Source organism: Pseudoxanthomonas composti (genome assembly GCF_004122095.1).
GTDB lineage: Bacteria > Pseudomonadota > Gammaproteobacteria > Xanthomonadales > Xanthomonadaceae > Pseudoxanthomonas_A > Pseudoxanthomonas_A composti.
Genome location: NZ_SAWZ01000001.1, coordinates 345,088 through 369,591, shown reverse-complemented (window position 1 = coordinate 369,591; position 24,504 = coordinate 345,088). Strand labels below are relative to the sequence as shown.

Below are 24,504 nucleotides of genomic sequence, written 5' to 3'. Positions count from 1 at the left end.
CTTGCCAAGGGTGCAACTCCCCTTTCATCTCTCACAAGTGGCAGCTGGACCGGGCGTCGGGCTTCTCCGACCTTGGGCGTCCGCTGTTGTTGACCCGGATCAACCTCATGGGTTTGCCGTCCTGGCAGATGGTCAGGGTGAGGTTGCTGCCGCCGGCGTGGCCGCTGGTGCTGTAGCGCAGGAGCGGGCGGCCGCCGGTGGAGCGGATGGTGAACCCGTTTGGCTTCCGGGCCATTTCGACCCGCAGCACGTCCTCGGGCAGGTCGGGTTGGCCATTGCGGTCCGGGTCGTGGAACATCATCCAGCCGTCTGACCAGTCCGAGTCGCTGCGGCAGCGGCCGTCGCCCTGGGTCGGGCAGACGAGGGTGGGTTGGCGGCGGGTGATCGCCGCGCTGCGCGCGCCGGCCATGTGACCGAGCAGCTGATTGGTCAGCGCCGCGGTCTGTTGGCGCGACTGCAGCGACTTGAAGGACGGAATCCCGATCGCCAGGCTGATGCACATGACGGCCAGCGTCACCATCGCCTCGATCAGGCTGAAGCCCCGCAGGTGTGGGGCGGACTGCGGGTACGGCACAGGCGGTTGAATCTCCATTGCGACGACTCCATGTCTGCCGGACATCTTCCGGTGTGGACATGGTGCGATCCGCGGCAAAGGCCGCCCATCGGCCGCCTTCATTGCTGAATGTAGGAATTTGCCGACATGGCCGTCAGGCAAGTGGTGCGATGATCCGGGCGAAACGACAGAGGCCTCATGAGCGAAACCTTCCAGCTGATCTCCCCCTACTCCCCGTCCGGCGATCAGCCCAAGGCGATCGAGCGTCTGGTCGAGGGCTTCGAGTCCGGCCTGGCCAAGCAGACGCTGCTGGGCGTGACGGGGTCGGGCAAGACCTACACCATCGCCAACGTCGTCCAGGCGATCCAGAAGCCGACGCTGGTGATGGCGCCGAACAAGACCCTGGCCGCGCAGCTGTACGGCGAGTTCAAGTCGTTCTTCCCGAACAACGCGGTGGAGTACTTCGTCAGCTACTACGACTACTACCAGCCGGAAGCCTATGTACCTTCATCGGACACCTTCATCGAGAAGGACAGTTCGATCAACGATCACATCGAGCAGATGCGCCTGGCGGCGACCAAGACCCTGTTGTCGCGCCGTGACGCGCTGGTGGTGGCCACGGTCTCGGCGATCTACGGCCTGGGTGCGCCCGAGGACTATCTGTCCCTGCGCCTGATCCTCTCCCGCGGCGAGCGGATCGACCAGCGCGAGCTCATCCGTCACCTCACCCAGCTGCAGTACACCCGCAACGAGTACGAATTGCAGCGCGGTACCTTCCGCGTGCGCGGCGAGGTCGTCGATGTCCACCCGGCCGAAAGCGACGCCGAGGCGCTGCGCATCGAGTTGTTCGACGGCGAGATCGAGCAGCTCACGGTCTTCGACCCGCTCACCGGCGAGGCGCTCAAGCGCATTCCGCGCTACACGATCTACCCCAAGACCCACTACGCCACCACGCGCGAGCGCACGCTCAGTGCGGTGGACAGCATCAAGATCGAACTCAAGGAGCGCCTGGAGCAGCTGTACCAGCAGAACAAGCTGGTCGAGGCCCAGCGCCTGGCGCAGCGGACACAGTTCGACCTGGAAATGATGGCCGAGGTGGGCTTCTGCTCGGGCATCGAAAACTACTCGCGGCATCTGACCGGCAAAGCACCGGGTCAGCCGCCGCCGACGCTGTTCGACTACCTGCCCGCCGATGCGCTGCTGGTGGTGGACGAATCGCACGTGACCATCCCGCAGGTCGGAGCGATGTACAAGGGCGATCGCTCGCGCAAGGAAACGCTGGTGGAGTTCGGCTTCCGGCTGCCGTCTGCCCTGGACAACCGGCCGTTACGGTTCGAGGAGTGGGAGCAGCGGTCCCCGCGCAGCATCTACGTTTCGGCCACGCCGGGCCCGTACGAGCTGCGCGAATCGGCGGGAGAGATCGTGGAATTGGTGGTCCGTCCGACGGGTCTGATCGATCCCGAAGTGGAAATCCGGCCCGTGGCGACCCAGGTCGATGACCTGTTGACGCAGATCAACGACCGTGTGGCCATGGGCGATCGCGTCCTGGTGACCACCCTGACCAAGCGCATGTCCGAGAACCTGACCGAGTACCTCAGCGAGCACGGGATCAGGGTGCGTTACCTGCATTCGGACGTGGACACGGTCGAGCGCGTGGAAATCATCCGCGACCTGCGCCTGGGCAAATTCGATGTCCTGGTCGGCATCAATCTATTGCGCGAGGGCCTGGACATGCCGGAGGTGTCGCTGGTGGCGATCCTGGATGCGGACAAGGAAGGCTTCCTGCGCTCGACCGGGTCCCTGATCCAGACGATCGGTCGCGCAGCTCGCAACCTGCGCGGCAAGGCGATCCTGTACGCGGACACCGTGACCCGCTCGATGAAGGCGGCGCTGGACGAGACTGCCAGGCGCCGCGAGAAGCAGATCGAGTACAACGCCGAGCACGGGATCGTCCCCAAGTCGGTGGCGCGCCCGATCGTCGACATCCTGGAGGGGGCGCGGGAGGACACCGGGGCGGCCGAGACCGGCAAGCGCGGCAAGGCCAAGCGCGTGGCCGAGCCGCAGGCCGACTACAGCCAGCTCAGCCAGAGCCAGATCGCGGCCAGGATCAAGGCACTGGAGCAGCGCATGTACCAGCACGCCAAGGATCTGGAGTTCGAGGACGCGGGACGGCTGCGCGACGAGATCCAGAAGCTCAAGGCGGTCAGCCTGGCGGTGTGAACCGCCGAGGCGGCGGGCACGGTTGGGCAAGGCATGCCGGCCCTGCGCCTGTGTTATGGCGCAAGAGGCTGCCCTAGCCCGGGAATCCGGCTCAATCCGGCGTAGATATTCCACTCTCCCTGGCACGGTGCTATGATGCGCGGCCCCGCTGCCACGGCGCAGCGGATTCGGGCGGTTAGCTCAGCGGTAGAGCACTACCTTGACATGGTAGGGGTCACAGGTTCGAACCCTGTACCGCCCACCACTTGAAACCAAGCTTGCATCAGCGTTTCAGTGGATTCGGCCCCAAGGGTCCCAGCGTAGATTCTGTTGTGACCCACCCAGCGCCTTCGGCTGCTTGGACACCCTTTGCTTGGCCGTCGCCGGGAGCATGGGCGCGCGACGGACCCGCCCCCTGAACTGCGGATCGACCATCGCGGACCGGACATGTGGACCCGGACGCACTTGGTGGGTCGCGGGCTCGCAGCTCACGACCGACCCGCATGGTTCATGTTTGAAGAGGCTGCAGCCGGCGCCGCGCTTCCAGTGGTGCAGGGCAGTGCAGGGCGTTGGCGATGGCGGCCAGCCACAGACGAGTCGCGGACTGCCAGGTGCCCGCATAGCCCGGAATGCGCTCGAGGCACAAGCTTCCCGCAATGCTCCCCCTTTGGCGCAAGCCGCACCGACCCGCTAGTATTCGGCGCAGTGACCGGGAAGGGCGCAAGCAAGATGACGTACCAGCATCTGGTGATTTCCAGGGGGCGCTACCAGCTCGTCGCCCTGACCGACGACGCGCAGTACTCGATCGGCGACCGCGCCAACTACGCTGTCCTCACAGACTCCGGCGCGCGGGTCAGGCAGGATATGTCCCTTGAAGAGGCACGCGCTTACCTGGATCTGCTGGTCGATCAGGGGAATGCGCGCTCCGTGGACCATCAACCCGCTGGCTTGAAATTGAGACGCTGAAGGTTTCTCAGGGATGAGTTACGCAAAGCCTGTTGGCATTCTGGTTCTCACCGTATTGTCGCTGTTGGCCGGCGTCTACCTGGCCGGCTACGCGACCTTGATGCTGCTACGGATCGATACATCCGTGCTCGGTCTGGGCACCTACTACAGCTATGTCCGTGCCCTGGACATGCCGCAGCTCGCGCCTTACGTCCAGAAGATCAAGATCGGCGGCTACATCGGTTTCGGTGTCGCGGCCATCGTCTACTTGCTCGGCCTGTTCCTGATCCTCAAGCCGAAGAAGCAATCGCTGCACGGCGATGCCCGCTTCGCGAGCGCCTCGGACCTCTCTAGGGCCGGGTTGTTCAAGGACTCGGGCAACGGCATCGTGGTAGGCAAATTTGGTGGACGTCTGGTCCGCTTGAGTGGCCAGCAGTTCGTGATCCTCGCCGCGCCGACCCGCTCGGGCAAAGGCGTCGGCGTGGTGATTCCGAATCTGCTCGACTACCAGGAATCGGTGGTGGTCCTGGACATCAAGCAGGAAAATTTCGAGTTGACCAGCGGTTGGCGCGCAAGCCAGGGCCACGAGGTCTTCTTGTTCAATCCGTTTGCCGAGGACCGCAGGACCCATCGCTGGAATCCGCTCAGCTACGTTTCCGACGACCCGGCGTTCCGCGTCTCGGACCTGATGAGCATTTCGGCCATGCTGTATCCCGACGGCTCGGACGATCAGAAGTTCTGGGTCAGTCAGGCGCGCAATGCGTTCATGGCCTTCACCCTGTACCTGTTCGACAACTGGGACGATGAGCGCGCCCTCGGGTTCCCGGGAGGGGCGGGGGCGCCCACGCTGGGGGCCGTCTATCGCCTTTCCTCCGGCGATGGAAACGACATGAAGGCCTACCTGCGCTCGCTGGCCTCGCGCCCCTTCCTGGGCGCCCACGCCAAGAAGGCCTTCTCCAACCTGCTGTCCCAGGCCGACGAAACCTTCGCCTCCATCATGGGCACCTTGAAGGAGCCGTTGAACGCCTGGATCAACCCCGTGCTGGACGCCGCGACATCGGCCAACGACTTCTCGTTGAATGATCTGCGCAAGAAGAAGATGTCGATCTACATCGGCATCCAGCCCAACAAGCTGGCCGAGAGCCGCCTGATCATCAACCTGTTCTTCAGCCAGGTCATCAACCTCAACACCAAGGAGCTGCCGAAGAACAACCCGGCGCTCAAGCATCAGTGCCTGCTGCTGATGGACGAGTTCACCTCGATCGGCCGCGTGGACATCATCGCGTCGGCGGTGGCCTACATGGCCGGCTACAACCTGCGCCTGCTGCCGATCATCCAGAGCATGGCCCAGCTCGATGCCACCTACGGCAAGGAGCTCTCGCGCACCATCATCACCAACCACGCCTTGCAGATCCTCTACGCCCCCCGTGAGCAGCAGGACGCCAACGACTATTCGGAGATGCTTGGCTACACCACGATCCGCAAGCGCAACATCACCAAGGGCCGTGACGTCACCCGTAGCACCAGCGAGGAGCGTCGGGCGCTGATGCTGCCCCAGGAGCTGAAGGCCATGGGGCAGGACAAGGAAGTCTTCCTCTACGAGGGCATCGCCAACCCCGTGAAATGCAAAAAGATTCGCTACTACGCCGATCGGCACTTCACCAAGCGCCTGTTGCCGCCTGTTTCCGTTCAGCTTTTACAATAAAAGATTAAGGGGTGACGAGGTTCTCAATTCCGTGATGGACATCACTCTCACGGCTTGACCTGACGGCGAGGGATGTTGAATCTTCATCTCATCGCAAGGACTGCAATATTTGCCTGTCATGGTGCGCAAGGAAGCGTTGGGAATTCAGGGGTGCGGCATGGTCGGTGCGGTTCGACGGAGGCGCGGGGAGGCTGCGCTCCGCTTCTCGGATGACCCGGCTATGGCGCCTCACGAATCTTCATCCGATCACAGCTCGGCCGCATCTGGCGATGCGGGCGCCGTCTGCTCTCATCTGATTGAAAAATAAGGAAGTGGGTTGCATGCAGGCAAGCAAGACTCTAGGTGTCGTTTCCGCATTGGCGATGCTCGCACTGGTCGTCGGCTGCGCGACGAAACCGGCACCCGACTTCGGCGGGCGATGGAAGCCGGTCAATCACTTCTCCGAATCCAGCATGGAGATCCCGCTCTATTCGTCCTACGTGTTCCAGGCGCTTCCCAGCGACGGGACGCTGAAGCACATGCTTGAGCGTTGGGCCTCGGACAATCAGATGCGGCTGGATTACTCGGCGACCTCCGACTACACGCTTTACGGGCCTGTGGCCAAGATCAGCACGACCGATCTCACCCAGGCGGTGGAGGTGCTGAACCAGGCCTACGCCGAACGTGGCGTCGCCATCCGTGGCGATGGTCGGGAACTCGTTGTCACCGGGAGACGGAGCAACTGAGCTGCACCACCGTGCAGCGATGAGTCCGCAACAGCATTCCGCTCAGGTCGCATCCAAGGAAAGTTCCGTTCACCATGCAACGTAAGAAAAAAGACGACAGTCAGCCAGGCGTGCAGGCCGCCGTGTCCAAGGCGGTCAACTACGAGATCAGCATCGCCGATCTCGCCAAGCGCAGTGAGAAGCGGGCCTGGATCGTGGCGGGTTGCTCGATGGTGGTGTCGATCATCCTCGCCGGCGGCTACTTCTTCGTCCTGCCGCTCAAGGAGAAAGTGCCGTTTTTGGTGATGGCCGACCCCTTCAGTGGGACGGCGACCGTCGCGCGCCTGCAGGGGGATTTCGCCAACAACAGCATCACCACGAGCGAGGCGCTCAATCGAAGCAATGTCACCCACTTCGTCACCGCACGCGAGTCCTATGACGTTGCGTTGATGCAGCTGGACTACTGGAAGACCGTGTACACCATGGCGACGCCAGAAGTGGCTTCGGGCTACACCGCCCTGCATTCGCGCAACAACCCCGAAAGCCCCTACGCGACATTTGGTTCGACCAAAGCCATCCGCGTGAAGATTCTGAGCATCGTGTTCGACAGCGATGGCAAGGGCAAGACGCCGCGCGGCGCGACCGTGCGGTTTCAGCGCAGCCTGTATGACAAAACCAATGGCAGCTCGCGCTTCATAGACAACAAGATCGCGACCTTGACCTTCAAGTACGATCCGAACCTGAAGATGAGCGAGAGCGATCGCGTGGCCAATCCATTGGGCTTTCGCGTGACTGGCTATCGCGTCGACAGCGACTTCGCCGAGACGCCGGCCCTGGCCACGGATGCGGCGTTCAGTCGCGTCGCCCAGCCCGCCGCTGGCGCAGCCGCGGCTCCGGCACCATCACCGGCGGGCCCGGATGCCGCCAATCAATCCCTGATGCCCACGCCGGATTTGCCTGCCGAGATGCAGGGCCAACCTGCGCCGATGCCGCAAGCCGGGCAGGTCCCCACTGCCGCGCCCACACCGGCAACCCAGGGCGTTGCACCGGTTCCGCGTCAGGGCGTACCACCTACGCAAGCGACTCCCCCCACCACCTCGCCCCAACGCTGACGGAGCATGCCAGGGATGAAATTGTTCACGCGTTACTGCATCACCTTGCTGCTGGCCACGGCCGCCGTCTGTTGCATGGCGGGACAGGCCCAGGCGCAGGTGGTGGACGAATATGTCTACAAGCCCGACACGCTGTACACGGTCAGGACCGGCCTGGGCATCACCACGCAGATCGAACTCAGCCCGTTCGAAGAGGTGCTGGACTACAGCACCGGCTTCAGTAGCGGCTGGGAGCTCACTCGGCGCGACAACGTCTTCTACCTCAAGCCGAGGAACGTGGACGTGGATACCAACATGATGATCCGCACCGCCACCAACTCCTACATCTTCGAGCTGAAGGTGGTGGCGACGGACTGGCGCACCCTGGATCAGGCACGGGCCAAGGGTGTCCAGTACAAGATCCGCTTCACCTACCCGGGCGACGTGCAGTTCGCCAACGTCAAGGCCAATAGCGAGGGCAAGAGCGTCAAGACGGAGTCGCAGCTGGACACGTCGATCGACAAGCATCGCGCTTACTACTTCGGCTATGACTACGCCTCGAAGGACAAGCGCTCGTTCCTGATTCCAAGCAACGTCTACGACGACGGCAAGTTCACCTACATCCGCCTCAACCCCGCCAATTTCCCGAGCGGAAACTTCCCGGCCGTGTTCGCGCGCAACGAAGAGCGTGGCGACGAATTCGTGGTCAACACGACGGTGCAGGATCAGATGCTGGTGGTCCACGGGACATACCCCTACCTGGTGATCCGCCATGGGAACAAGGTCGTCGGCATTCGCAGGAGCGTGAAGCAATGAGTCAGAATCAGCCGCCGGTTCCACCAACCGATCCGCGCGACGAGCGCGAGGGCGTTGCGGAAAACCCCTACTACGCGCGCCATCAGGAACGCGAAGTGCCCGATCTGGACGCGGGCGCGCCGGAGCTGCGCAGTGCCGAGAACCAGCGCCTGAACCGCAAGGCGCTGGGTTTCCTGGCTGCCATCGTTGGTGTGCTGCTGATCTTTGTGGTGCTGGTGTTCACCAGCCGGGGCAAGGACGACAAGCCGCGTCCCAAGCGCGAGGAAGTGGTCGCTGTGCCGGACGCCAAGGTGCTGCCGCCGCCGGTCGAGGCGCCCGCCCAGCCGATCGCGGTCGAGCCCAATCCGCCGCTCCCGCCCATGCCCGAACCGCCGGAACCGGCGCCGCTGCCAGCGAACGTGCGTGGCGTCGATCGTCCGCGCGAGCCATCGCTATTGGAGCGCCGCATCCTGGCAAGCGCTGGCGGTGGTCAGGCCGATAGCGGTGTCGATGCGGGCGGTGCCCCCGGCCAGCCGGGTGCACCCGGGCAGAACCAGGCCGGCCCGATCGCCGGCGCGGTACCCGACAGCGAGCGTGCCACCAGCGCACGTTTCATCCAGAAACCCAACGCCTTGCTGGTCCGCGGGACCTATATCCGCTGCGTGCTGGAGTCGCGCATCATTTCGGACTTCGGCGGCTTTACTTCCTGCATCGTCACCGAGCCGGTGTACTCCATCAACGGCTACAACTTGCTCTTGCCCAAGGGCTCCAAGGTGCTGGGCAGCTACCGGCGCGGCGCCTCGGGCACCAGCGATCGCATCGAGGTGATCTGGGACCGCATCACCACGCCGACCGGCATCGATGTGAACATGTCCAGCCCGGGCGTGGACAATCTGGGCAGCTCCGGTGTCCCGGGCCAGTACGACGCGCATTGGGCCCAGCGCATCACCTCCGCGCTGTTGATCAGCATGGTGGCTGATGCCTTTAAGTACGCTGCCGCGGAGAACGGCCCGCCCAGTTATGGCTATGCAGGCAGTGGCGTGGTCGTGCAGAACCCCTACGAGAGCGCCACCGCGCGCACCATGGAGCGCCTGGCCAACGACGCCTTGAGCGAGAACATGCGCCGCCCGCCGACCGTAACCGTCAACCAGGGCACCATCATCAACGTCTACGTCGCCAAGGACGTGGACTTCAGCGGCGTCGTGTCGCTGTACTGAGGATGCGACGATGACGCTCGCCATGGACATGGATGAACCCCTGGCAAAGGTCTCCAGCGCCTTCCTGGATTACCAGTACGATGTGCTGGGCATCCTGGGGTTCATGGCCGATCCGGAGGTGACGGAGATCTGCATCAACCGGCCGGGCGAGCTGTACCTGGAAACACGTTCGGGTTGGCGCCATGTGCAGGTGCCGTCCCTGACCTTCGAGCGCGCGCGCCAGTTCTGCACGGCGGTCGTCAACGAAAGCAATACCGGCCAACGCATCACCGACACCGACCCGGTGGTGTCGCTGACCTTCCCGACCGGTCAGCGCGCGCAGTTCGTGATTCCGCCTGCCTGCGACGCCGGCAAGGTTTCCATCACCATCCGCCTGCCGTCCAAGCAGACCCGCACCCTGGCCCAGTACCAGCAGGACGGGTTCTTCGATCAGATCCTGGAGACCAACTCGGTCCTGTCCGACCACGACCGCGAATTGCTGGAGCTGCGTCACCAGCGCGACTACGCCGCGTTCTTCCGCCAGGCCGTGCTGTACAAGAAGAACATCGTGGTGTCCGGCGCCACGGGCAGCGGCAAGACCACCTTCATGAAGTCGCTGGTGGACCACATTCCGCACGATGAGCGCCTGGTTACCATCGAGGATGCGCGCGAGCTGTTCATCCAGCAGCCCAATGCCGTGCATCTGCTGTATTCCAAGGGCGGGCAGAGCACGAGTAACGTCACCGCCAAGAGCTGCATGGAAGCATGCCTGCGCATGAAGCCTGACCGGATCATCCTGGCCGAGCTGCGTGGCGACGAATCCTTCTACTTCATTCGCAACTGCGCCTCCGGTCATCCCGGCTCGATCACCAGCTGCCATGCAGGCAGCACGGCGCAGACCTGGGACCAGTTGGCGCTGATGGTCAAGGCCTCCACCGAGGGCGCGGGCCTGGAGTTTGCGACGATCAAGCGCCTGCTGATGATGACCATCGACATCCTGGTCCATATCAAGGCCCATGCTGGCCGCCGTTACATCACCGGCATCGACTTCAATCCTGAGAGGGGCTACGTCGAATGAACTTGTCCCGCATGCAACTTGGAGTCTTGGCGACGGGAGGTCTGCGCTGATGCTGCCCGGTCTGGAAATGCTGGCCTGCACCGACATGGCCGTGCCGATGGACGTGATGCGGCACGTGGTGCACGTCGAATCGTCGTTCAATCCCTTCGCCATCGGGGTGGTGGGCGGCCGCCTGGTTCGCCAGCCACGCAATCTCGACGAAGCATTGGCCACTGTCCGCATGCTCGAGGACAAGGGCTATAACTTCTCCGTCGGGCTGGCGCAGGTGAACCGCTACAACCTGGCGCGCTACGGGCTGGACTCCTACGAGAAGGCCTTCGGGAGCTGCGCCAACCTGCGCGCGGCGTCCAAGATCCTCGCCGAGTGCTACGGCCGGGCTAGCGGAGACTGGGGCAAGTCCTTTAGCTGCTACTACTCGGGCAACTTCACCACTGGGTTCCGGCACGGCTACGTGCAGAAGGTGTACGCCTCGATCAGCCGTGCGGTGGAAGCGGCCGATCGCCGAACCGCCGCGATCGATGTGGTGGCCGAGGAGGGCCGTAAGCCGGTCCAGCGCGAGCGTAGCGCGCGCGACCAAGATGTGGTCGGGCATCGGATCGTGGATTCGTCAGCGGCCGCGCAGCGCAGCCAGGCGTCGGATGGCGCATTGGTGGTGACGGGTCCGTCGCGTTCTGAATCACCGACTGGTCCGCAGATGCAGCCTGCGACGGCGTCGCAGCCTGCGGTCGCGGCGCCGACAGGTGGCGCGATGGCTGCCAGCATGCCATCGGCCATGTCAAGCGCCCCGGCTATGGCTGCCGAGGGCATGCCTGCTGCAGATGCCCTGCCGGCGGTTCCCACCGTCAGCGTTCACGGCCATCCAGTGTCCGCACCCGTAGCACAGCCCGCGCCTCAGCAGGCATCGGCCGCGCCCCCAGCCCCTGGGCCCGACCGCGCTTTCGTGTTTTGACGCCGGTCTCCCCCGACCGGCGTCAGCCTCCGGAGGCGTCGCCTCCACCCAGCAACCGCTCCACCCCTTCCAAAGTCAGGAGATTCACAATGGACCAGAAGACCCGTAATGAAATGGCGCAGTCCGCCGCCAATGTCAGCAAGGCCTTGCTCAAGGCCCTGCTTCTTACAGCGCTTGTTGCCCTGCCCGCGTTCGCAGGCCCCGATGACTATGCCGGCACTGACGGTAAGGTCTGTGGCTTCCTCGAGAAATTCAATGGGCTGCTGGGCATGGCATCCATCCTCGTAGTGACCATTGCTGTCATCTTTGCCGGCTACCAGATCGCCTTTGCCCACAAGCGCATCGGTGATGTGGCCCCGATCCTGATCGGTGGCCTTTTGATCGGCGCCGCCGGCCAGATCGCTGCGATGATCATTGGTGGCGACGAAAATAGTGACTCGTGCACCGCCATGGTCAGTGCAATGGTCCAATACGTTGCTTAAGAACGTCGTCTTCCGCGGCTGCACCCGCCCGCCCATGTTCATGGGTGTGCCTTACATCCCGTTCTTCATTGGGGCGGGCGGGACGCTGCTGCTGGCGCTTTACACGAATCTGTTCTTCCTGTTCCTGATCCCGGTTGTCATCTTCGTTCTACGGCAACTCGCCCGCCGCGACGAGATGATCTTCCGTCTGCTCGGGCTCAACTTGCAGGTCCGCCTGCGCATGCGCAACGTGCGCGACAACGGCGGGATGTGGGTTCTGACGCCGAACAAGTACCGGCAGAAGCCTCCGCCGGTGTGATCACGGTGCCGGTCAGGTTGGCCGGCACTTCCCTCCATTCCAAAGCGCATTCCTCCTTCAGAACACGGCAAGAACGCAACATGGCCAAGGCCCAGTTCCATCCGGACACCGAGATCAGCGAGTTCATCACGCTGTCCAGTCACGTCGCACCTTCGGTGGTGAAGACCACCGGTGGAGATTTTCTGCTGACGTGGCACTTGGAAGGCCTGCCGTTCGTGGGCCGCGAGGAATGGGATCTCGAACACCGTCACAACACCTTCAATCGCCTGCTGCAGACCTTGCGCGCGCCTGATTTCACCAATGTGGCCTTCTGGGCGCACGACGTGCGCCGTCGCAAGCGCATCGATATGCGCAGTCGTTTTCGTGAAGCATTCAACCAGAAGCTCTCGGACACCTACTACCAGTCGTTGTCGACGCAGAAACTGATGCACAACGACTTGTACTTGACCTTGATCTATCGTCCGGTCGTGCAGGGCAAGCGCTTCGTCGAGAAGACCTCCGACCTCGAACGGCTGCAGGCCGCACAGGACCAGGCTGTCTCCAAGGTCCTGGAGCTGGCCGGCAATGTCGAAGCCGTGCTCAAGGAGTATTCGCCCTACCGGTTGGGCATGTACGAGGCCAGCAACGGGATGGTGTTCTCCGAGACGCTGGAGTTCTTCGGCTACCTGCTCAATCGCATCGAAGAGCCGGTGCCGGTGCTCAACGCCCCGGTCTACGACTACCTGCCGGTGAGCAAGCACACGTTCTCCAGCAAGACAGGCGATTTCGCGGTGACCACGCCGCATGGCGTCAATCACTATGGCGCCATCCTCAACATCAAGGAGTACGCCGACGGGACCTATCCGGGCATTCTCAATGGATTGAAGTATCTCGACTTCGAGTACGTGATGACGCATTCTTTCAGCCCCATGGGCCGACAGGACGCGCTCAAGGTGCTGGACCGCACCAAGGGCATGATGGTGTCCTCGGGCGACAAGGCGGTCAGTCAGATCGCCGAGCTGGACATGGCGATGGACCAGGTGGCCTCCGGCAACTTCGTACTGGGCGAGTATCACTTCCTCATCGCCGTCTACGCCGATAGCCAGGAGAAACTGGGCCAGCAGATCGCGACGACCCGCGCCGAGCTGTCCAACGCCGGTTTCGTGTCGGCCAAGGAGGACATCGCGGTGGTGGCCTCTTTCTACTCGCAGCTGCCTGGCAACTGGAAGTATCGGAGCCGCCTGGCCAATCTCAGCTCGCTGAACTTCCTGGGCATGTCCCCGCTGCATAACTTCGCCGGAGGCAAAAAAGAGAACAACCCCTGGGGCGAGTGCGTCACCACGCTGCAGACCACGAATGGCCAGCCCTATTACTTCAATTTCCATGCCACCAACCCGGGCGAGAACTCGCTGGGCGAAAAGGCGATCGCCAACACCATGGTCATCGGCAAGTCCGGTACCGGCAAGACCGCGTTGATCAACTTCCTGCTCAGCCAGGTGCAGAAACTAAAACCCTCGCCGACGATCTTCTTCTTCGACAAGGATCGAGGCGCCGAGATCTTCGTGCGTGCCTGTGGCGGCAACTACCTGGCGCTGGAAAACGGCCAGCCAACGGGTTTCAACCCCTTCCAGTGTGAACGCACCGAAGCGAACGTGCAGTTCCTGGCCGACCTGGTGAAGGTGCTGGCCGGCAAGAGCGCCTATACCGCGCGCGAGGAAGAGGACATCTTCCGGGCAGTCGAAAACCTGCTGGACACGCCGCCGCACCTGCGCAGCATGACCAATTTCCAGAAAAGCCTGCCGAACATGGGCGATGACGGGCTTTACGCCCGCATGCGCCGCTGGACCGCGGGCAACTCGCTGGGCTGGGTCTTCGACAATCCGGTCGATACGATCGATCTGGAGAAGGCCAACATCATCGGGTTCGACTACACCGACATCATCGACAACCCGGAAGTGCGAGTGCCGGTGATCAACTACCTGCTGCACCGGCTTGAAGCGCTGATCGACGGCCGGCCGCTGATCTATGTAATGGATGAGTTCTGGAAAATCCTGGACGGCGAGGGTGGCCTGAAGGAATTCGCCAAGAACAAGCAGAAGACCATCCGTAAGCAAAACGGCCTGGGCATCTTCGCGACCCAGAGCCCGGAGGACGCCCTGGCGAGTGATATCTCTGCCGCCCTCGTCGAGCAGACCGCCACCATGATCCTGCTGCCCAACCCCAATGCCAGCAAGGAGGACTACATGGACGGCTTGAAGCTGACCGAGGCCGAGTATCAGGTCGTGGTGGCCCTAGACGAGCGTTCGCGTTGCTTCCTAGTCAAACAGGGCCATGCCTCGACGGTCTGCCAGCTCAATCTGCGCGGCATGGACGACGAGCTGGCGGTGATCTCAGCGTCGACGGACAATATTGAGATCATGCACAACGTCTTGGCGCGTCGCGCGGCCGAGCTGGAGATCAAGGTCGACCAGCTCACCCCCGAGCAGTGGCTCCAGGATTTTTACGACAACCGCAAGGGCTCGGGCAAGTCAGCCAAGCCCTCGCGTGCCGGGCGCGAACGCGCTGCGGTTGGTTGATACCCTATTACAGCGTCACGATTCAATTTGCGACAAATGCGACAAACACGAGGAACCGACCATGAATATGCTCACTTTCCGCAGTGCTCCGAGTCTCTCGACGCAGCCGGCCCGTCCTGGCGCGCTGGCACTCGCCATGACGGTATTGATCCTCGGGCTTGGCGCAACCGGCCAAGCCAAAGCGGACTGGGCAGTCAATGACCGAGTGCTGATCAACAGAAGCGCGAGTCAGTGGGACAAGGAAAACAGCCAGCGCGACCAGATCAAGCAGGATATGAACGACCGCCTGGACTCCATGCGGAAGCTCGGTAATTACTCGAAGGCCGGAGATAAGCTGAAAGAGCCCGAGGGCGATGAGAAAATTCCTGACGAGGCTCCCAGCCAGAGTCAGGACTTGACGGTGGCCAATTTCTGCAAGGCACCGGCTTCAGGTACAGGCGTGCAGACGCAGCAGTACAATCTGTGCCAGGAACTTGCGAAGACCGAGCGCGCGCAATACACGTACGCAATGAAGGTCTACAAGAACACTCAAGAGCGTTACAAAGCGTTTGAGAAGATCCAGAAGGAACGTGAAAACATCGGCAGCAACGATGCCGGCAAGTTGGCTGACAACACCAACAAGTTGGTCGCTCTGATGACGTTGATGGAGATCGACAAGCAGCAAAGCGATAGCTACCAGCAAGCCTATGCGGCAAGAGTTGCCTATATCAATAAGTCGATCCAGCATCTTAGCAAGCAAGCAATCGATGGCAATCCTGGCAGCTTCAGTATGACCGGTGCGCTGGGTCAGGTGGCAGCGCTAGGTGTACTGGCTGGAAGTCTTGAGACGCTTCATACCGAAAAGACGCCATGGAAGAAGTGATTAATATCTGATCGATGCAAGGGCTGACGCGCCCATTCACGCACGCAATATCCACGCATCGATGTTCAGGGCGTGACCACTAGGATCGAGATCATGCTGGCAGTATCCGAATTCAGCCGTTGGGCGTTCTTTAAATTGATTTTTGATTTTCTCGACGAGGAAATCGAAATCTTTCGTTACAACCTAATGGGCGGGTTCCTCGAATGGGCGACGGTGATCGCGCTGGTGGTTGTCACGCTTTGGATTCTTGTGCAGGGCTTCCTCGTGGTGAGTGGAAGGTCACGCGAGTCCATGATGGGCTTGGCTATCCAGTCGCTTCGTGCAGCTTTGATTGTTTCAGTCGCCACTACCATGGCTTGGGGCGCAGTGCCTCTCTACGACATGTTCAGTAATTCTCTGCCGCGCGAGGTTAACGAGCTCGTCACCGGCAAGGACGAGCCGCCCCAAGATGACATCGATAAGAACCTAGGCTTTATGTCGGCCAGCCTCCTTGCTTTGGACGCGCTGGATAACGGAGGCGTGTCGGCCATTAAGGAGAATGCCGACAGGGCAAAGTGGATGACCACGGTGGGAGTGGCCGGCCCCTCGGTCGTTGCTAGCTCGATGATGTTGCTTTACAAAATTGCCCTCGCGCTATTTATCGGTCTTGGGCCGCTGTTTGTCTTGTGCCTGATATTCGATCAAACGAAGGCGCTGTTCAGTAAGTGGCTGCTTTACGGCATAGGCACCATGTTTTCGTTTTCCGTACTTTGCTTCATGGTGTCCGTCGCTACCAAGATCGTCGGTGCGTCCGCCGCAGCTTTTGCAACACAGAACTTGCTTATCATGAATAGTTCGGATTCCGCTGTGGATGGCGTCAGTAGCATGGCCATGCAGCAGGGCGGCATCGGCTTGATCCTGACGACGTTGATCATCGGCGCCCCACCCATGGCGGCAATGTTCTTCCAAGGTACGCTGGGCAGCTTCAGCGCTTATTCGCAGATGGGGGCGCAACTTAACTCGCCACCCCCGCAGCATCAGCAGCAAAGGACTTATCAACCTCAAGTGAGTCAGCCTGTCGATATCGGTCAGCGCGCACAGGTGCAACCTGGCTCAGTGGCGGGCATCCCCCCAATTGGGAATATGGGAAGCGGGAACGATAATTCGATCAAGGTTGGCTCTGACCTGGGTCAAGCAAGGTAGGCTGGGGAAACCTGATGCTAAAGATAATATTTTTATTTTGCATGGCACTTCTTAGCGCCTCGATTCCTGCTGAAGCGCAGACCGCATGCCCGTACGGCGCAACCCCTGGGGCGGTCACCTGTGGCCCCATGCCAGACGCCGGCTCGACTGCACCCTTACCACCGCCAGTTCCATCTGGTGAATGGGAGTCGCGCTACAGTGCACTAGCTGTTGACGTAAACGCGACTGTTATTGGTGCAAGCGATAATCGAGTCAGCAGGATTGACGCGGAGGATGCCGCGATTGCTGGCTGCCACTCGAAGGGTGGAAGCAACTGCAGCGTGTTGGCTTGGTCAGCGAATCAATGCATGGCGCTTGCTTGGCCAGTGGGCGGCCGAGGCGGTATGACAGGGACAGGTGTCGGAAAAAATTCGGCCAAGGCGGGTAAGCACGCGCTCTCCCGGTGCGCTGCCCCTGACGGCTCATGCAAGGTCATTTGGGCGGCTTGCAACAAACCAATCTTTCACCCTTACAAGTAAGCAGCGGTCTTTAGCCGATTATTGGAGGAGGCATTGAATGAAAATCAAGAGATCGATGCTCTGCATGCTAGCCGCGTTGGCGCTAGCTGCGACCGCTCAGGCCGATAGCGCGTATTACTACCCTGGTGATATCCCCTACGGCGGCGATCCATTCAAGTTCTGCAGTCTTGGCATGCCCTCGCATGGCTGGATTGCGGTCTCGCCGGCGGCGGGGACCTGGATGCCGATCTCGCAGTACGTGAACTATCACTACATCCCAACCTACGAAATGATCTGCCCGCATTCGCATGGCGTCCCCGATTACGGCAGCGGTTGATCGCCGCTCGCCTGGGCGCTTCTGGGGAAGGTTGGTTTGTTGGGCGCGTCAGTGATCTGACCTGTCGCGTTTCCACCCGCGATGCCGGATGTCCAGCCACAGGCTGTAGACCGCGGTGAAAGCAGGGAACAGGTTCTGCAGGACGCCCACGGAGTCCTGCTTGGCCGAGAACATGAAGTAGCTCAGGGTCATCAGGCTGCCGACGACGCTCATGTACCAGAACAAGCGCGGGATGACGGGCTTACCGGCGCGCTTTGAGGCCACGAACTGCACCAGCCAGCGCCCGCCGAACATTAAGGCACCGATGTAGCCGATGAGTTTCCAGCCGGTGATGTGGATGCCGGTCCAGTACAGCCATTCGATCGGTTGGTTGAGCCAGTGCACTTCCATGCGATCAGAGTTCCCGGATCGCGCTGCGCTTGCTGCGCGCGATCAGCCAGGCGACGCCGCGCAGGTCGCGGATGCCCACCAGGGCGCGGTTGAGGTTGTTGTACTTGGAGACGCCCGCCGTGCGGTGGCGGTGATTCACCGGCACGCTGACGGTCTGCCAGCCTGCGCGCTGCATCAGCGCGGGCAGGTAGCGATGCATATGGTCGAAGTACGGCAGGTCGAGGAAGGCCTCTCGCTCGAACAGCTTGATGCCGCAGCCGGTATCGGGCGTGGCGTCCTTGAGCATGCTCGAGCGGATGGCGTTGGCCCATTTGGAGGCCCAGCGCTTGCTGCCGCTGTCCTGGCGATTGACACGCCAGCCCGCGAAGAGCTTCACCCGCAAATCGGCGCTCGCACGCGCCTTCAGGAGTTTGGGGATATCGGCCGGATCGTTCTGCCCGTCTCCATCCAGGGTGGCGATCCACTCCCCACGGGCGGCCTTGACGCCATTGCGGATGGCGGTGCTCTGGCCGCTCTGCTGCACATGCTGCAACACGCGCAGTTCCGGCACCTGGAGCTTCAGGGCCTGCAGCACGGCCAGGCTGTCATCGCGCGAGTGATCATCGACATAGACGATCTCGAAGGCGGTCAGCCCGCGCAGCGCCGCGGTGGTTTCATGGACGAGCGGCGCGATGTTGTCGCGCTCGTTGAAGACGGGCACGACCACGGACAGGGAAGGCAAGGGCATGCGCGCATTATCCGGCGTTCAATGTCGGGGGGAAGTCGGAAAGGCTGTGCTGTCCGACTATCAGGCTGTCCGTGTTCACATTCCCGCGTAGTTGGGCCCGCCGCCGCCCTGGGGGGCGACCCAGACGATGTTCTGGGTCGGATCCTTGATGTCGCAGGTCTTGCAGTGCACGCAGTTCTGCGCATTGATCTGCAGGCGCACCTGCTCACCTTCGCCGACGAACTCATAGACGCCGGCCGGGCAATAGCGCGCCTCCGGCCCGGCATAGGTGGCCAGATTGATGTTCACCGGCACCGAGGCGTCCTTCAAGGTCAGATGGGCCGGCTGGTCCTCATCGTGGTTGGTGCTGGAGAGGAACACCGAGGACAGGCGGTCGAAGGTCAGCTGCCCGTCGGGCTTGGGGTAGGCGATCTTCTGGTGCTGGTCGGCAGGCTCCAGGCAGGCATGGTCCGGCGCGGTTCGGTGGATCGTCCACGGCGGATTGCGCACGCCCAGCTTGGGCAGCAGCCACTGCTCCACGCCCGTCATCAGCGTTGCCGTGGTACGGCCCTTCTTGAACCACTGCTTGAAGTTCTTGGACTGCAGCAGTTCGGCGTGCAGCCAGCTCGCCTCGAAGGCGGCCGGGTAGTCGCTGAGTTCATCGGCGCTGCGGCCCTGGCCCAGGGCGGCGAAGGCCGCTTCGGCGGCCAGCATGCCGGTCTTGATGGCCGCATGGCTGCCCTTGATGCGGCTGGCGTTGAGCGTGCCGGCTTCGCAGCCAACCAGCGCGCCACCCGGGAACACCAGCTTGGGCAGCGACAGCAGGCCACCGGCGGTGATGGAGCGGGCGCCGTAGCCGATGCGCTTTCCGCCTTCCAGATATTTGCGGATGGCCGGGTGGGTCTTGAAACGCTGGAACTCCTCGAACGGGCTCAGCCAAGGGTTCTTGTAGTCCAGTCCGACCACCAGCCCGATGGCCACCTTGCCATCCTCAGCGTGGTACAGGAACGAGCCGCCGTAGGTGTCATCGCTCAGCGGCCAGCCAGCGGTGTGCACGACCAGGCCCGGCTCATGCTTGGCCGGATCGACCTGCCACAGTTCCTTGATCCCCAAACCATAGGCCTGGGGATCCTTGCCGGCCTCCAGCGAGAACCTGCTCAGCAGCTGGCGGCCAAGCTGTCCACGCGAGCCTTCGGCGAAGATCGTGTACTTGGCGTGCAGCTCCATACCCAGCTGGAACTCGGCCGTCGGCTGCCCGTCCTTGCCCAGGCCCATGTTGCCCGTGGCCACGCCGCGCACCGCGCCGGCTTCGGTGTAGAGGATCTCGGCAGCGGCGAACCCCGGGAAGATCTCCACGCCCAGGGCTTCGGCCTGCTGGGCCAGCCAGCGCACGAAGGCGCCCAGGCGGATGATGTAGTTGCCGTGGTTCTTGAAGCAGTCAGGCAGCAGGAAGTCCGGGGTCGCCTTGGCCCCGGTCGGGTCCAGGAACAGGAACTCGTCGCGGGTCACCGCCTGCTTGAGCGGGGCCCCCTTCTCCTGCCAGTCCGGGATCAGTTCGGTCAGCGCGCGCGGGTCCATGATCGCGCCGGAGAGGATGTGGGCGCCGGGCTCGGAGCCCTTTTCCAGCACGCAGACCGAGACCTCGCGGCCGGCTTCGGCCGCAAGTTGCATCAGTCGGATGGCGGTGGCCAGTCCGCCCGGGCCGGCGCCGACGACCACCACGTCGTACTCCATCGATTCGCGGGGACCGTATTGGGCGAGCAGCGCGTCCGGGGTCATGGCTTTGCTCCGCGTCGGGCATGGCAAAAGGGGCGCCATCATAACCAAGCCCGACGAACAGTCGTTTGAATTCGTCTTCTCCTTAAGCCGTAGACGCCTGCCGGCGACTGTCCAGGCGGCGCCCCGGGGCATGGATGGGTTGATTCTGCGAATCAAGATTGATCAATGCATTGCGCGGTGCCAGATTGCAGCCGTTCGCGGGCGGGCCGGCACAGGGTCGGTCGCCTGCAGCCTCCGTCCACAGCCAGGCCTGATTGCAGGATCCCGCCATGAATTCCGCTTACCGCATCAAGCTCCCCGGCACCGCGCTGGAGTATTTCGACGCCCGTGCCCCGGTGGAGGCGCTCAAGCCCGGCGCCTGGGCCGGGCTGCCCTACACGGCCCGGGTGCATGCGGAGAATCTGGTGCGCTGCGCGGAAAGCGCGCGCCTGCCCAGTTACCTGGAGCAGCTGATCGAACGGAGGCGCGACCTGGATTTCCCCTGGTTTCCGGTGCGGGTGGTCTGCCACGACATCCTGGGCCAGACCGCGCTGGTGGACCTGGCCGGCCTGCGCGATGCGATCGCCGAGCAGGGGGGCGACCCGGCACAGGTCAATCCGGTGGTGCCGGTGCAGCTGATCGTGGATCACTCGCTGGCGGTGGAATGCGGCGGCACCGACCCGGATGCCTTCGCCAAGAACCGCGCGATCGAGGACCGACGCAACGCCGACCGGTTCGACTTCATCGACTGGACGGCCAAGGCCTTTCGCAACATCGAGGTGATCCCGCCGGGCAACGGGATCATGCATCAGATCAATCTGGAGAAGATGTCTCCGGTGGTCTACACGCGCGACGGCGTGGCCTTTCCGGATACCTGCGTGGGCACCGACAGCCACACCCCGCACGTGGACGCGCTGGGCGTGATTGCAGTGGGTGTGGGCGGGCTGGAAGCGGAGAACGTGATGCTCGGCCGTGCCTCGTGGATGCGCCTGCCGGACATTGTCGGCGTCGAGCTTTCGGGCAAGCCGGGCGAGGGCATCACCTGCACCGATATCGTGCTGGCGCTGACCGAATTCCTGCGCAAGGAGAAGGTGGTAGGCGCCTATCTCGAGTTCTACGGCCCGGGCGCTGCCATCCTGAGCATCGGCGACCGCGCGACCATCTCCAACATGTGCCCCGAGTACGGCGCGACCGCGGCGCTGTTCCATATCGACCAGCAAACCCTGGACTACCTGCGCCTGACGGGACGCGAGGAGGCGCAGGTGCAGCTGGTGGAGACCTATGCCAAGGCCGCCGGCTTCTGGGCCGACGACCTGGCCACTGCGCAGTACGAGCGCGTGCTGCATTTCGACCTGTCCACGGTCGAGCGCACCCTGGCCGGGCCGTCCAATCCGCATCGGCGCCTGCCCACCCGTGCGCTGGCCGAGCGCGGCATCGCGGTGGACCTGGACACGGCGCGGGCCGAGGAGGCGCAGGGCCTGATGCCAGACGGCGCGGTGGTGATCGCGGCCATCACCAGCTGCACCAACACCTCCAACCCGCGCAACGTCATCGCCGCCGCGCTGCTGGCGCGCAATGCCAACGCGCGTGGTCTGACCCGCAAGCCGTGGGTGAAGACTTCGCTGGCGCCCGGTTCCAAGGCCGTGCAGCTGTACCTGGCCGAATCCGGCCTGCTGCCGGAGCTGGAGCAGCTGGGCTTCGGCATCGTGGCCTTTGCGTGCACCACCTGCAACGGCATGAGCGGCGCGCTGGACCCGAAGATCCAGCAGGAGATCATCGACCGCGACCTGTATGCCACCGCGGTGCTCAGCGGTAACCGCAACTTCGACGGTCGCATCCATCCCTATGCCAAGCAGGCCTTCCTGGCCTCACCGGCGCTGGTGATCGCCTACGCCATCGCCGGCACGGTGCGCTTCGATATCGAGAAGGACGTGCTGGGCATCGACCCGCAGGGGCGACCGGTCACGCTGAAAGACCTGTGGCCCAGCGATGCGGAAGTCGATGCCGTGGTCAAGGCCAGCGTCAGGCCCGAGCAGTTCCGCAAGGTGTACGGGCCGATGTTCGACGTGCGGGTCGAGCATGGCGAGAAGATCAGCCCGCTGTACGACTGGCGCCCGCAGAGCACCTACATCCGTCGCCCGCCGTACTGGGAGGGCGCGCTGGCCGGCGAGCGCACCCTGCGCGGCATGCGGCCGCTGGCGCTGCTGGGCGACAACATCACCACCGACCATCTTTCGCCCTCCAACGCGATCCTGGCCGACAGTGCCGCCGGCGAGTACCTGACGCGCATGGGCGTGCCGGAAGAGGACTTCAACTCCTACGCCACGCACCGCGGCGACCATCTCACTGCCCAGCGCGCCACCTTCGCCAACCCCAAGCTGCTCAACGAGATGGCCATCGTCGATGGTGCCAGCAAGCAGGGTTCGCTGGCCCGCATCGAGCCGGACGGGCAGGTGGTGCGCATGTGGGAGGCGATCGAGACCTACATGGCGCGTCGTCAGCCGCTGATCATCATCGCCGGCGCGGACTACGGGCAGGGCAGTTCGCGCGACTGGGCAGCCAAGGGCGTGCGCCTGGCCGGCGTAGAGGCGATCGTGGCCGAGGGCTTCGAGCGCATCCACCGCACCAACCTGATCGGCATGGGCGTGCTGCCGCTGGAGTTCGTGCCTGGCACCGACCGCCGCACGCTGCTGCTGGACGGCACCGAGACCTACGACGTGGTCGGCACGCGCAGCCCGCGCGCCATGCTCACGCTGCTGATCCACCGCAAGGATGGCCAGACCGACCAGGCGCCGGTGATCTGCCGCCTGGATTCGGACGAGGAGGTGTCCATCTACGAGGCCGGTGGCGTGCTGCAGCGCTTCGCGCAGGATTTCCTTGCATCGTCCAAGGCGGCCTGAGATGTCCTTCGTCCCCCAGATCAGGATCCCTGCCACTTACATGCGCGGTGGCACCTCCAAGGGCGTGTTCTTTCGCCTGCAGGATCTGCCCGAGCGCGCGCAGGCGCCCGGCCCGGCGCGCGATGCGCTGCTGCTGCGGGTGATCGGCAGCCCCGACCCGTACGGCAAGCAGATCGACGGCATGGGCGGGGCGACCTCCAGCACCAGCAAGGCGGTGATCCTGTCCAGGAGCACGCGTGCCGACCACGACGTGGACTACCTGTTCGGCCAGGTAGCGATCGACAGCGCCTTCGTCGACTGGTCGGGCAACTGCGGCAACCTGTCGGCGGCGGTGGGGCCCTTCGCCATCGCCTCGGGTCTGATCGATCCGGCAGACGTGCCACGCGACGGGATCTGCGTGGTGCGCATCTGGCAGGCCAATATCGGCAAGACCATCGTCGCGCACGTGCCGATCGCCGAGGGCATGGTGCAGGAAACCGGCGCGTTCGAGCTGGATGGGGTGACCTTTCCGGCAGCGGAAGTGCCGCTGGAGTTCCTGGACCCGGCCGATGAAGGCGACGGCGGCGCGGCGATGTTTCCGACCGGCAAGGTGGTGGACACGCTGGAGGTCCCCGGCCTTGGCAGCTTCCGCGCCACGATGATCAATGCCGGCATCCCCACGGTGTTCTTCGATGCCGCCGACCTGGGCTACACCGGCAGCGAGCTGCAGGGCGCGATCAACGAGGATCCGCAGGCGTTGGCGCGGTTCGAAACCATCCGCGCGCACGCCGCAGTGCGCATGGGCCTGATCGGGGACGTGAGCGAGGCGGCCCGGCGCCAGCACACGCCCAAGATCGCCTTCGTCGCGCCGCCTGAAGGCTATGTGGCTTCCAGCGGCAAGCGGGTGGAGGCGGGCGACATCGATCTGCGCGTGCGCGCGCTGTCCATGGGCAAGCTGCACCACGCGATGATGGGCACGGCGGCCGTGGCCATCGGCACGGCCGCGGCAATTCCCGGCACGCTGGTCAACCTGGCCGCCGGCGGCGGCACCCGCGAGACGGTGCGCTTCGGCCATCCGTCCGGCACGTTGCGGGTCGGCGCGCAGGCCCGGCAGGTCGATGGTCAATGGGTGGTGACCAAGGCGGTCATGAGCCGCAGCGCGCGCGTGCTGATGGAAGGCTGGGTGCGGGTCCCGGCCGACAGCTTCTGAAGTCACGGCGCCGCGCGGGCTTGAGGTGGGCTGGCGGCGTCCCCATTCAAGAGCACCCCGGCGGCGTCCCCATCGGCCCGATGTGGTTTACCATGCCGCTTCCCAACCCGTTCCAGGTGGCCCGTGCCAACGC

The 24,504-nt window shown here is 63.4% G+C and carries 22 protein-coding genes and 1 tRNA gene; 19 read left to right on the top strand and 4 right to left on the bottom strand.

Annotated elements, in window-relative coordinates; genetic code table 11:
* Positions 1 to 31: 31 nt before the first annotated feature.
* Positions 32 to 592: a GspH/FimT family pseudopilin gene (locus EPA99_RS01505; protein WP_164978542.1), complete on the bottom strand. Its 561-nt coding sequence runs from the start codon at positions 590 to 592 to the stop codon at positions 32 to 34.
* 159 nt (positions 593 to 751) lie between these two features.
* On the opposite strand from EPA99_RS01505, the gene uvrB reads away from it, so the two are divergent.
* From uvrB to EPA99_RS01420, 17 genes are all read left to right on the top strand, one after another.
* Positions 752 to 2,773, top strand: coding sequence for an excinuclease ABC subunit UvrB (gene uvrB / locus EPA99_RS01500; RefSeq protein WP_129469414.1), 2,022 nt, complete (start codon positions 752 to 754; stop codon positions 2,771 to 2,773).
* 169 nt (positions 2,774 to 2,942) lie between these two features.
* Positions 2,943 to 3,017, top strand: a tRNA-Val gene (locus EPA99_RS01495).
* Positions 3,018 to 3,481: 464 nt separating this feature from the next.
* Positions 3,482 to 3,718 (top strand): hypothetical protein, encoded by a 237-nt coding sequence (locus tag EPA99_RS01490; RefSeq protein ID WP_129469413.1) that lies wholly within the window; start codon positions 3,482 to 3,484, stop codon positions 3,716 to 3,718.
* Positions 3,719 to 3,731: 13 nt separating this feature from the next.
* A complete protein-coding gene (locus tag EPA99_RS01485; protein ID WP_129469412.1) occupies positions 3,732 to 5,402 on the top strand; it encodes a type IV secretory system conjugative DNA transfer family protein in 1,671 nt (556 codons plus the stop codon).
* A 320-nt stretch (positions 5,403 to 5,722) separates the two neighbouring features.
* Positions 5,723 to 6,127: a hypothetical protein gene (locus EPA99_RS01480; protein WP_129469411.1), complete on the top strand. Its 405-nt coding sequence runs from the start codon at positions 5,723 to 5,725 to the stop codon at positions 6,125 to 6,127.
* A 74-nt stretch (positions 6,128 to 6,201) separates the two neighbouring features.
* The gene (locus EPA99_RS01475) at positions 6,202 to 7,218 is read left to right on the top strand and encodes a VirB8 family type IV secretion system protein (protein WP_129469410.1); all 1,017 of its coding nucleotides are present in this window, start codon (positions 6,202 to 6,204) and stop codon (positions 7,216 to 7,218) included.
* Positions 7,219 to 7,233: 15 nt separating this feature from the next.
* The gene (locus tag EPA99_RS01470; RefSeq protein WP_129469409.1) at positions 7,234 to 8,013 is read left to right on the top strand and encodes a TrbG/VirB9 family P-type conjugative transfer protein; all 780 of its coding nucleotides are present in this window, start codon (positions 7,234 to 7,236) and stop codon (positions 8,011 to 8,013) included.
* Positions 8,010 to 9,209 (top strand): TrbI/VirB10 family protein, encoded by a 1,200-nt coding sequence (locus EPA99_RS01465; protein WP_129469408.1) that lies wholly within the window; start codon positions 8,010 to 8,012, stop codon positions 9,207 to 9,209. Before EPA99_RS01470 ends, EPA99_RS01465 begins: the two co-directional genes overlap by 4 nt.
* A gap of 10 nt (positions 9,210 to 9,219) precedes the next feature.
* Positions 9,220 to 10,266 (top strand): P-type DNA transfer ATPase VirB11, encoded by a 1,047-nt coding sequence (virB11, locus tag EPA99_RS01460; protein ID WP_425479145.1) that lies wholly within the window; start codon positions 9,220 to 9,222, stop codon positions 10,264 to 10,266.
* Between the two features lie 49 nt (positions 10,267 to 10,315).
* Positions 10,316 to 11,215: a lytic transglycosylase domain-containing protein gene (locus tag EPA99_RS01455; RefSeq protein WP_129469407.1), complete on the top strand. Its 900-nt coding sequence runs from the start codon at positions 10,316 to 10,318 to the stop codon at positions 11,213 to 11,215.
* A gap of 89 nt (positions 11,216 to 11,304) precedes the next feature.
* Positions 11,305 to 11,697: a TrbC/VirB2 family protein gene (locus EPA99_RS01450; RefSeq protein ID WP_241688216.1), complete on the top strand. Its 393-nt coding sequence runs from the start codon at positions 11,305 to 11,307 to the stop codon at positions 11,695 to 11,697.
* Positions 11,690 to 11,995, top strand: a complete 306-nt coding sequence (locus tag EPA99_RS01445; RefSeq protein WP_129469406.1) for a VirB3 family type IV secretion system protein — start codon at positions 11,690 to 11,692, stop codon at positions 11,993 to 11,995. The genes EPA99_RS01450 and EPA99_RS01445 overlap by 8 nt, the downstream gene beginning before the upstream one ends.
* Positions 11,996 to 12,075: 80 nt before the next feature.
* Positions 12,076 to 14,550: a VirB4 family type IV secretion/conjugal transfer ATPase gene (locus EPA99_RS01440; RefSeq protein WP_129469405.1), complete on the top strand. Its 2,475-nt coding sequence runs from the start codon at positions 12,076 to 12,078 to the stop codon at positions 14,548 to 14,550.
* 61 nt (positions 14,551 to 14,611) lie between these two features.
* Positions 14,612 to 15,412 (top strand): hypothetical protein, encoded by an 801-nt coding sequence (locus EPA99_RS01435; protein ID WP_129469404.1) that lies wholly within the window; start codon positions 14,612 to 14,614, stop codon positions 15,410 to 15,412.
* A gap of 93 nt (positions 15,413 to 15,505) precedes the next feature.
* Entirely contained in the window at positions 15,506 to 16,594 is a 1,089-nt protein-coding gene (locus tag EPA99_RS01430) for a TrbL/VirB6 family protein (protein ID WP_129469403.1), read from the top strand.
* Positions 16,595 to 16,608: 14 nt separating this feature from the next.
* Positions 16,609 to 17,112, top strand: a complete 504-nt coding sequence (locus EPA99_RS19135; protein ID WP_129469402.1) for a DUF4189 domain-containing protein — start codon at positions 16,609 to 16,611, stop codon at positions 17,110 to 17,112.
* 37 nt (positions 17,113 to 17,149) lie between these two features.
* The gene (locus EPA99_RS01420) at positions 17,150 to 17,428 is read left to right on the top strand and encodes a hypothetical protein (RefSeq protein ID WP_129469401.1); all 279 of its coding nucleotides are present in this window, start codon (positions 17,150 to 17,152) and stop codon (positions 17,426 to 17,428) included.
* Positions 17,429 to 17,476: 48 nt separating this feature from the next.
* Here EPA99_RS01420 and EPA99_RS01415 read toward each other — a convergent pair whose 3' ends face one another.
* The 3 genes from EPA99_RS01415 to EPA99_RS01405 form a co-directional block, all read right to left on the bottom strand.
* Positions 17,477 to 17,818 carry a lipid-A-disaccharide synthase N-terminal domain-containing protein gene (locus tag EPA99_RS01415; protein WP_129469400.1) on the bottom strand — a complete coding sequence of 114 codons (342 nt, stop codon included), beginning with the start codon at positions 17,816 to 17,818 and terminating at the stop codon, positions 17,477 to 17,479.
* Positions 17,819 to 17,822: 4 nt separating this feature from the next.
* Positions 17,823 to 18,545, bottom strand: a complete 723-nt coding sequence (locus tag EPA99_RS01410) for a glycosyltransferase family 2 protein (RefSeq protein ID WP_129469399.1) — start codon at positions 18,543 to 18,545, stop codon at positions 17,823 to 17,825.
* Positions 18,546 to 18,620: 75 nt separating this feature from the next.
* On the bottom strand, positions 18,621 to 20,303 hold the full coding sequence (locus EPA99_RS01405; protein WP_129469398.1) for an electron transfer flavoprotein-ubiquinone oxidoreductase: 1,683 nt from the start codon (positions 20,301 to 20,303) through the stop codon (positions 18,621 to 18,623).
* 269 nt (positions 20,304 to 20,572) lie between these two features.
* On the opposite strand from EPA99_RS01405, the gene acnD reads away from it, so the two are divergent.
* Positions 20,573 to 23,182 carry a Fe/S-dependent 2-methylisocitrate dehydratase AcnD gene (gene acnD, locus EPA99_RS01400; RefSeq protein ID WP_129469397.1) on the top strand — a complete coding sequence of 870 codons (2,610 nt, stop codon included), beginning with the start codon at positions 20,573 to 20,575 and terminating at the stop codon, positions 23,180 to 23,182.
* A 1-nt stretch (position 23,183) separates the two neighbouring features.
* Positions 23,184 to 24,371 carry a 2-methylaconitate cis-trans isomerase PrpF gene (gene prpF, locus EPA99_RS01395; protein ID WP_129469396.1) on the top strand — a complete coding sequence of 396 codons (1,188 nt, stop codon included), beginning with the start codon at positions 23,184 to 23,186 and terminating at the stop codon, positions 24,369 to 24,371.
* Positions 24,372 to 24,504 lie beyond the last annotated feature (133 nt).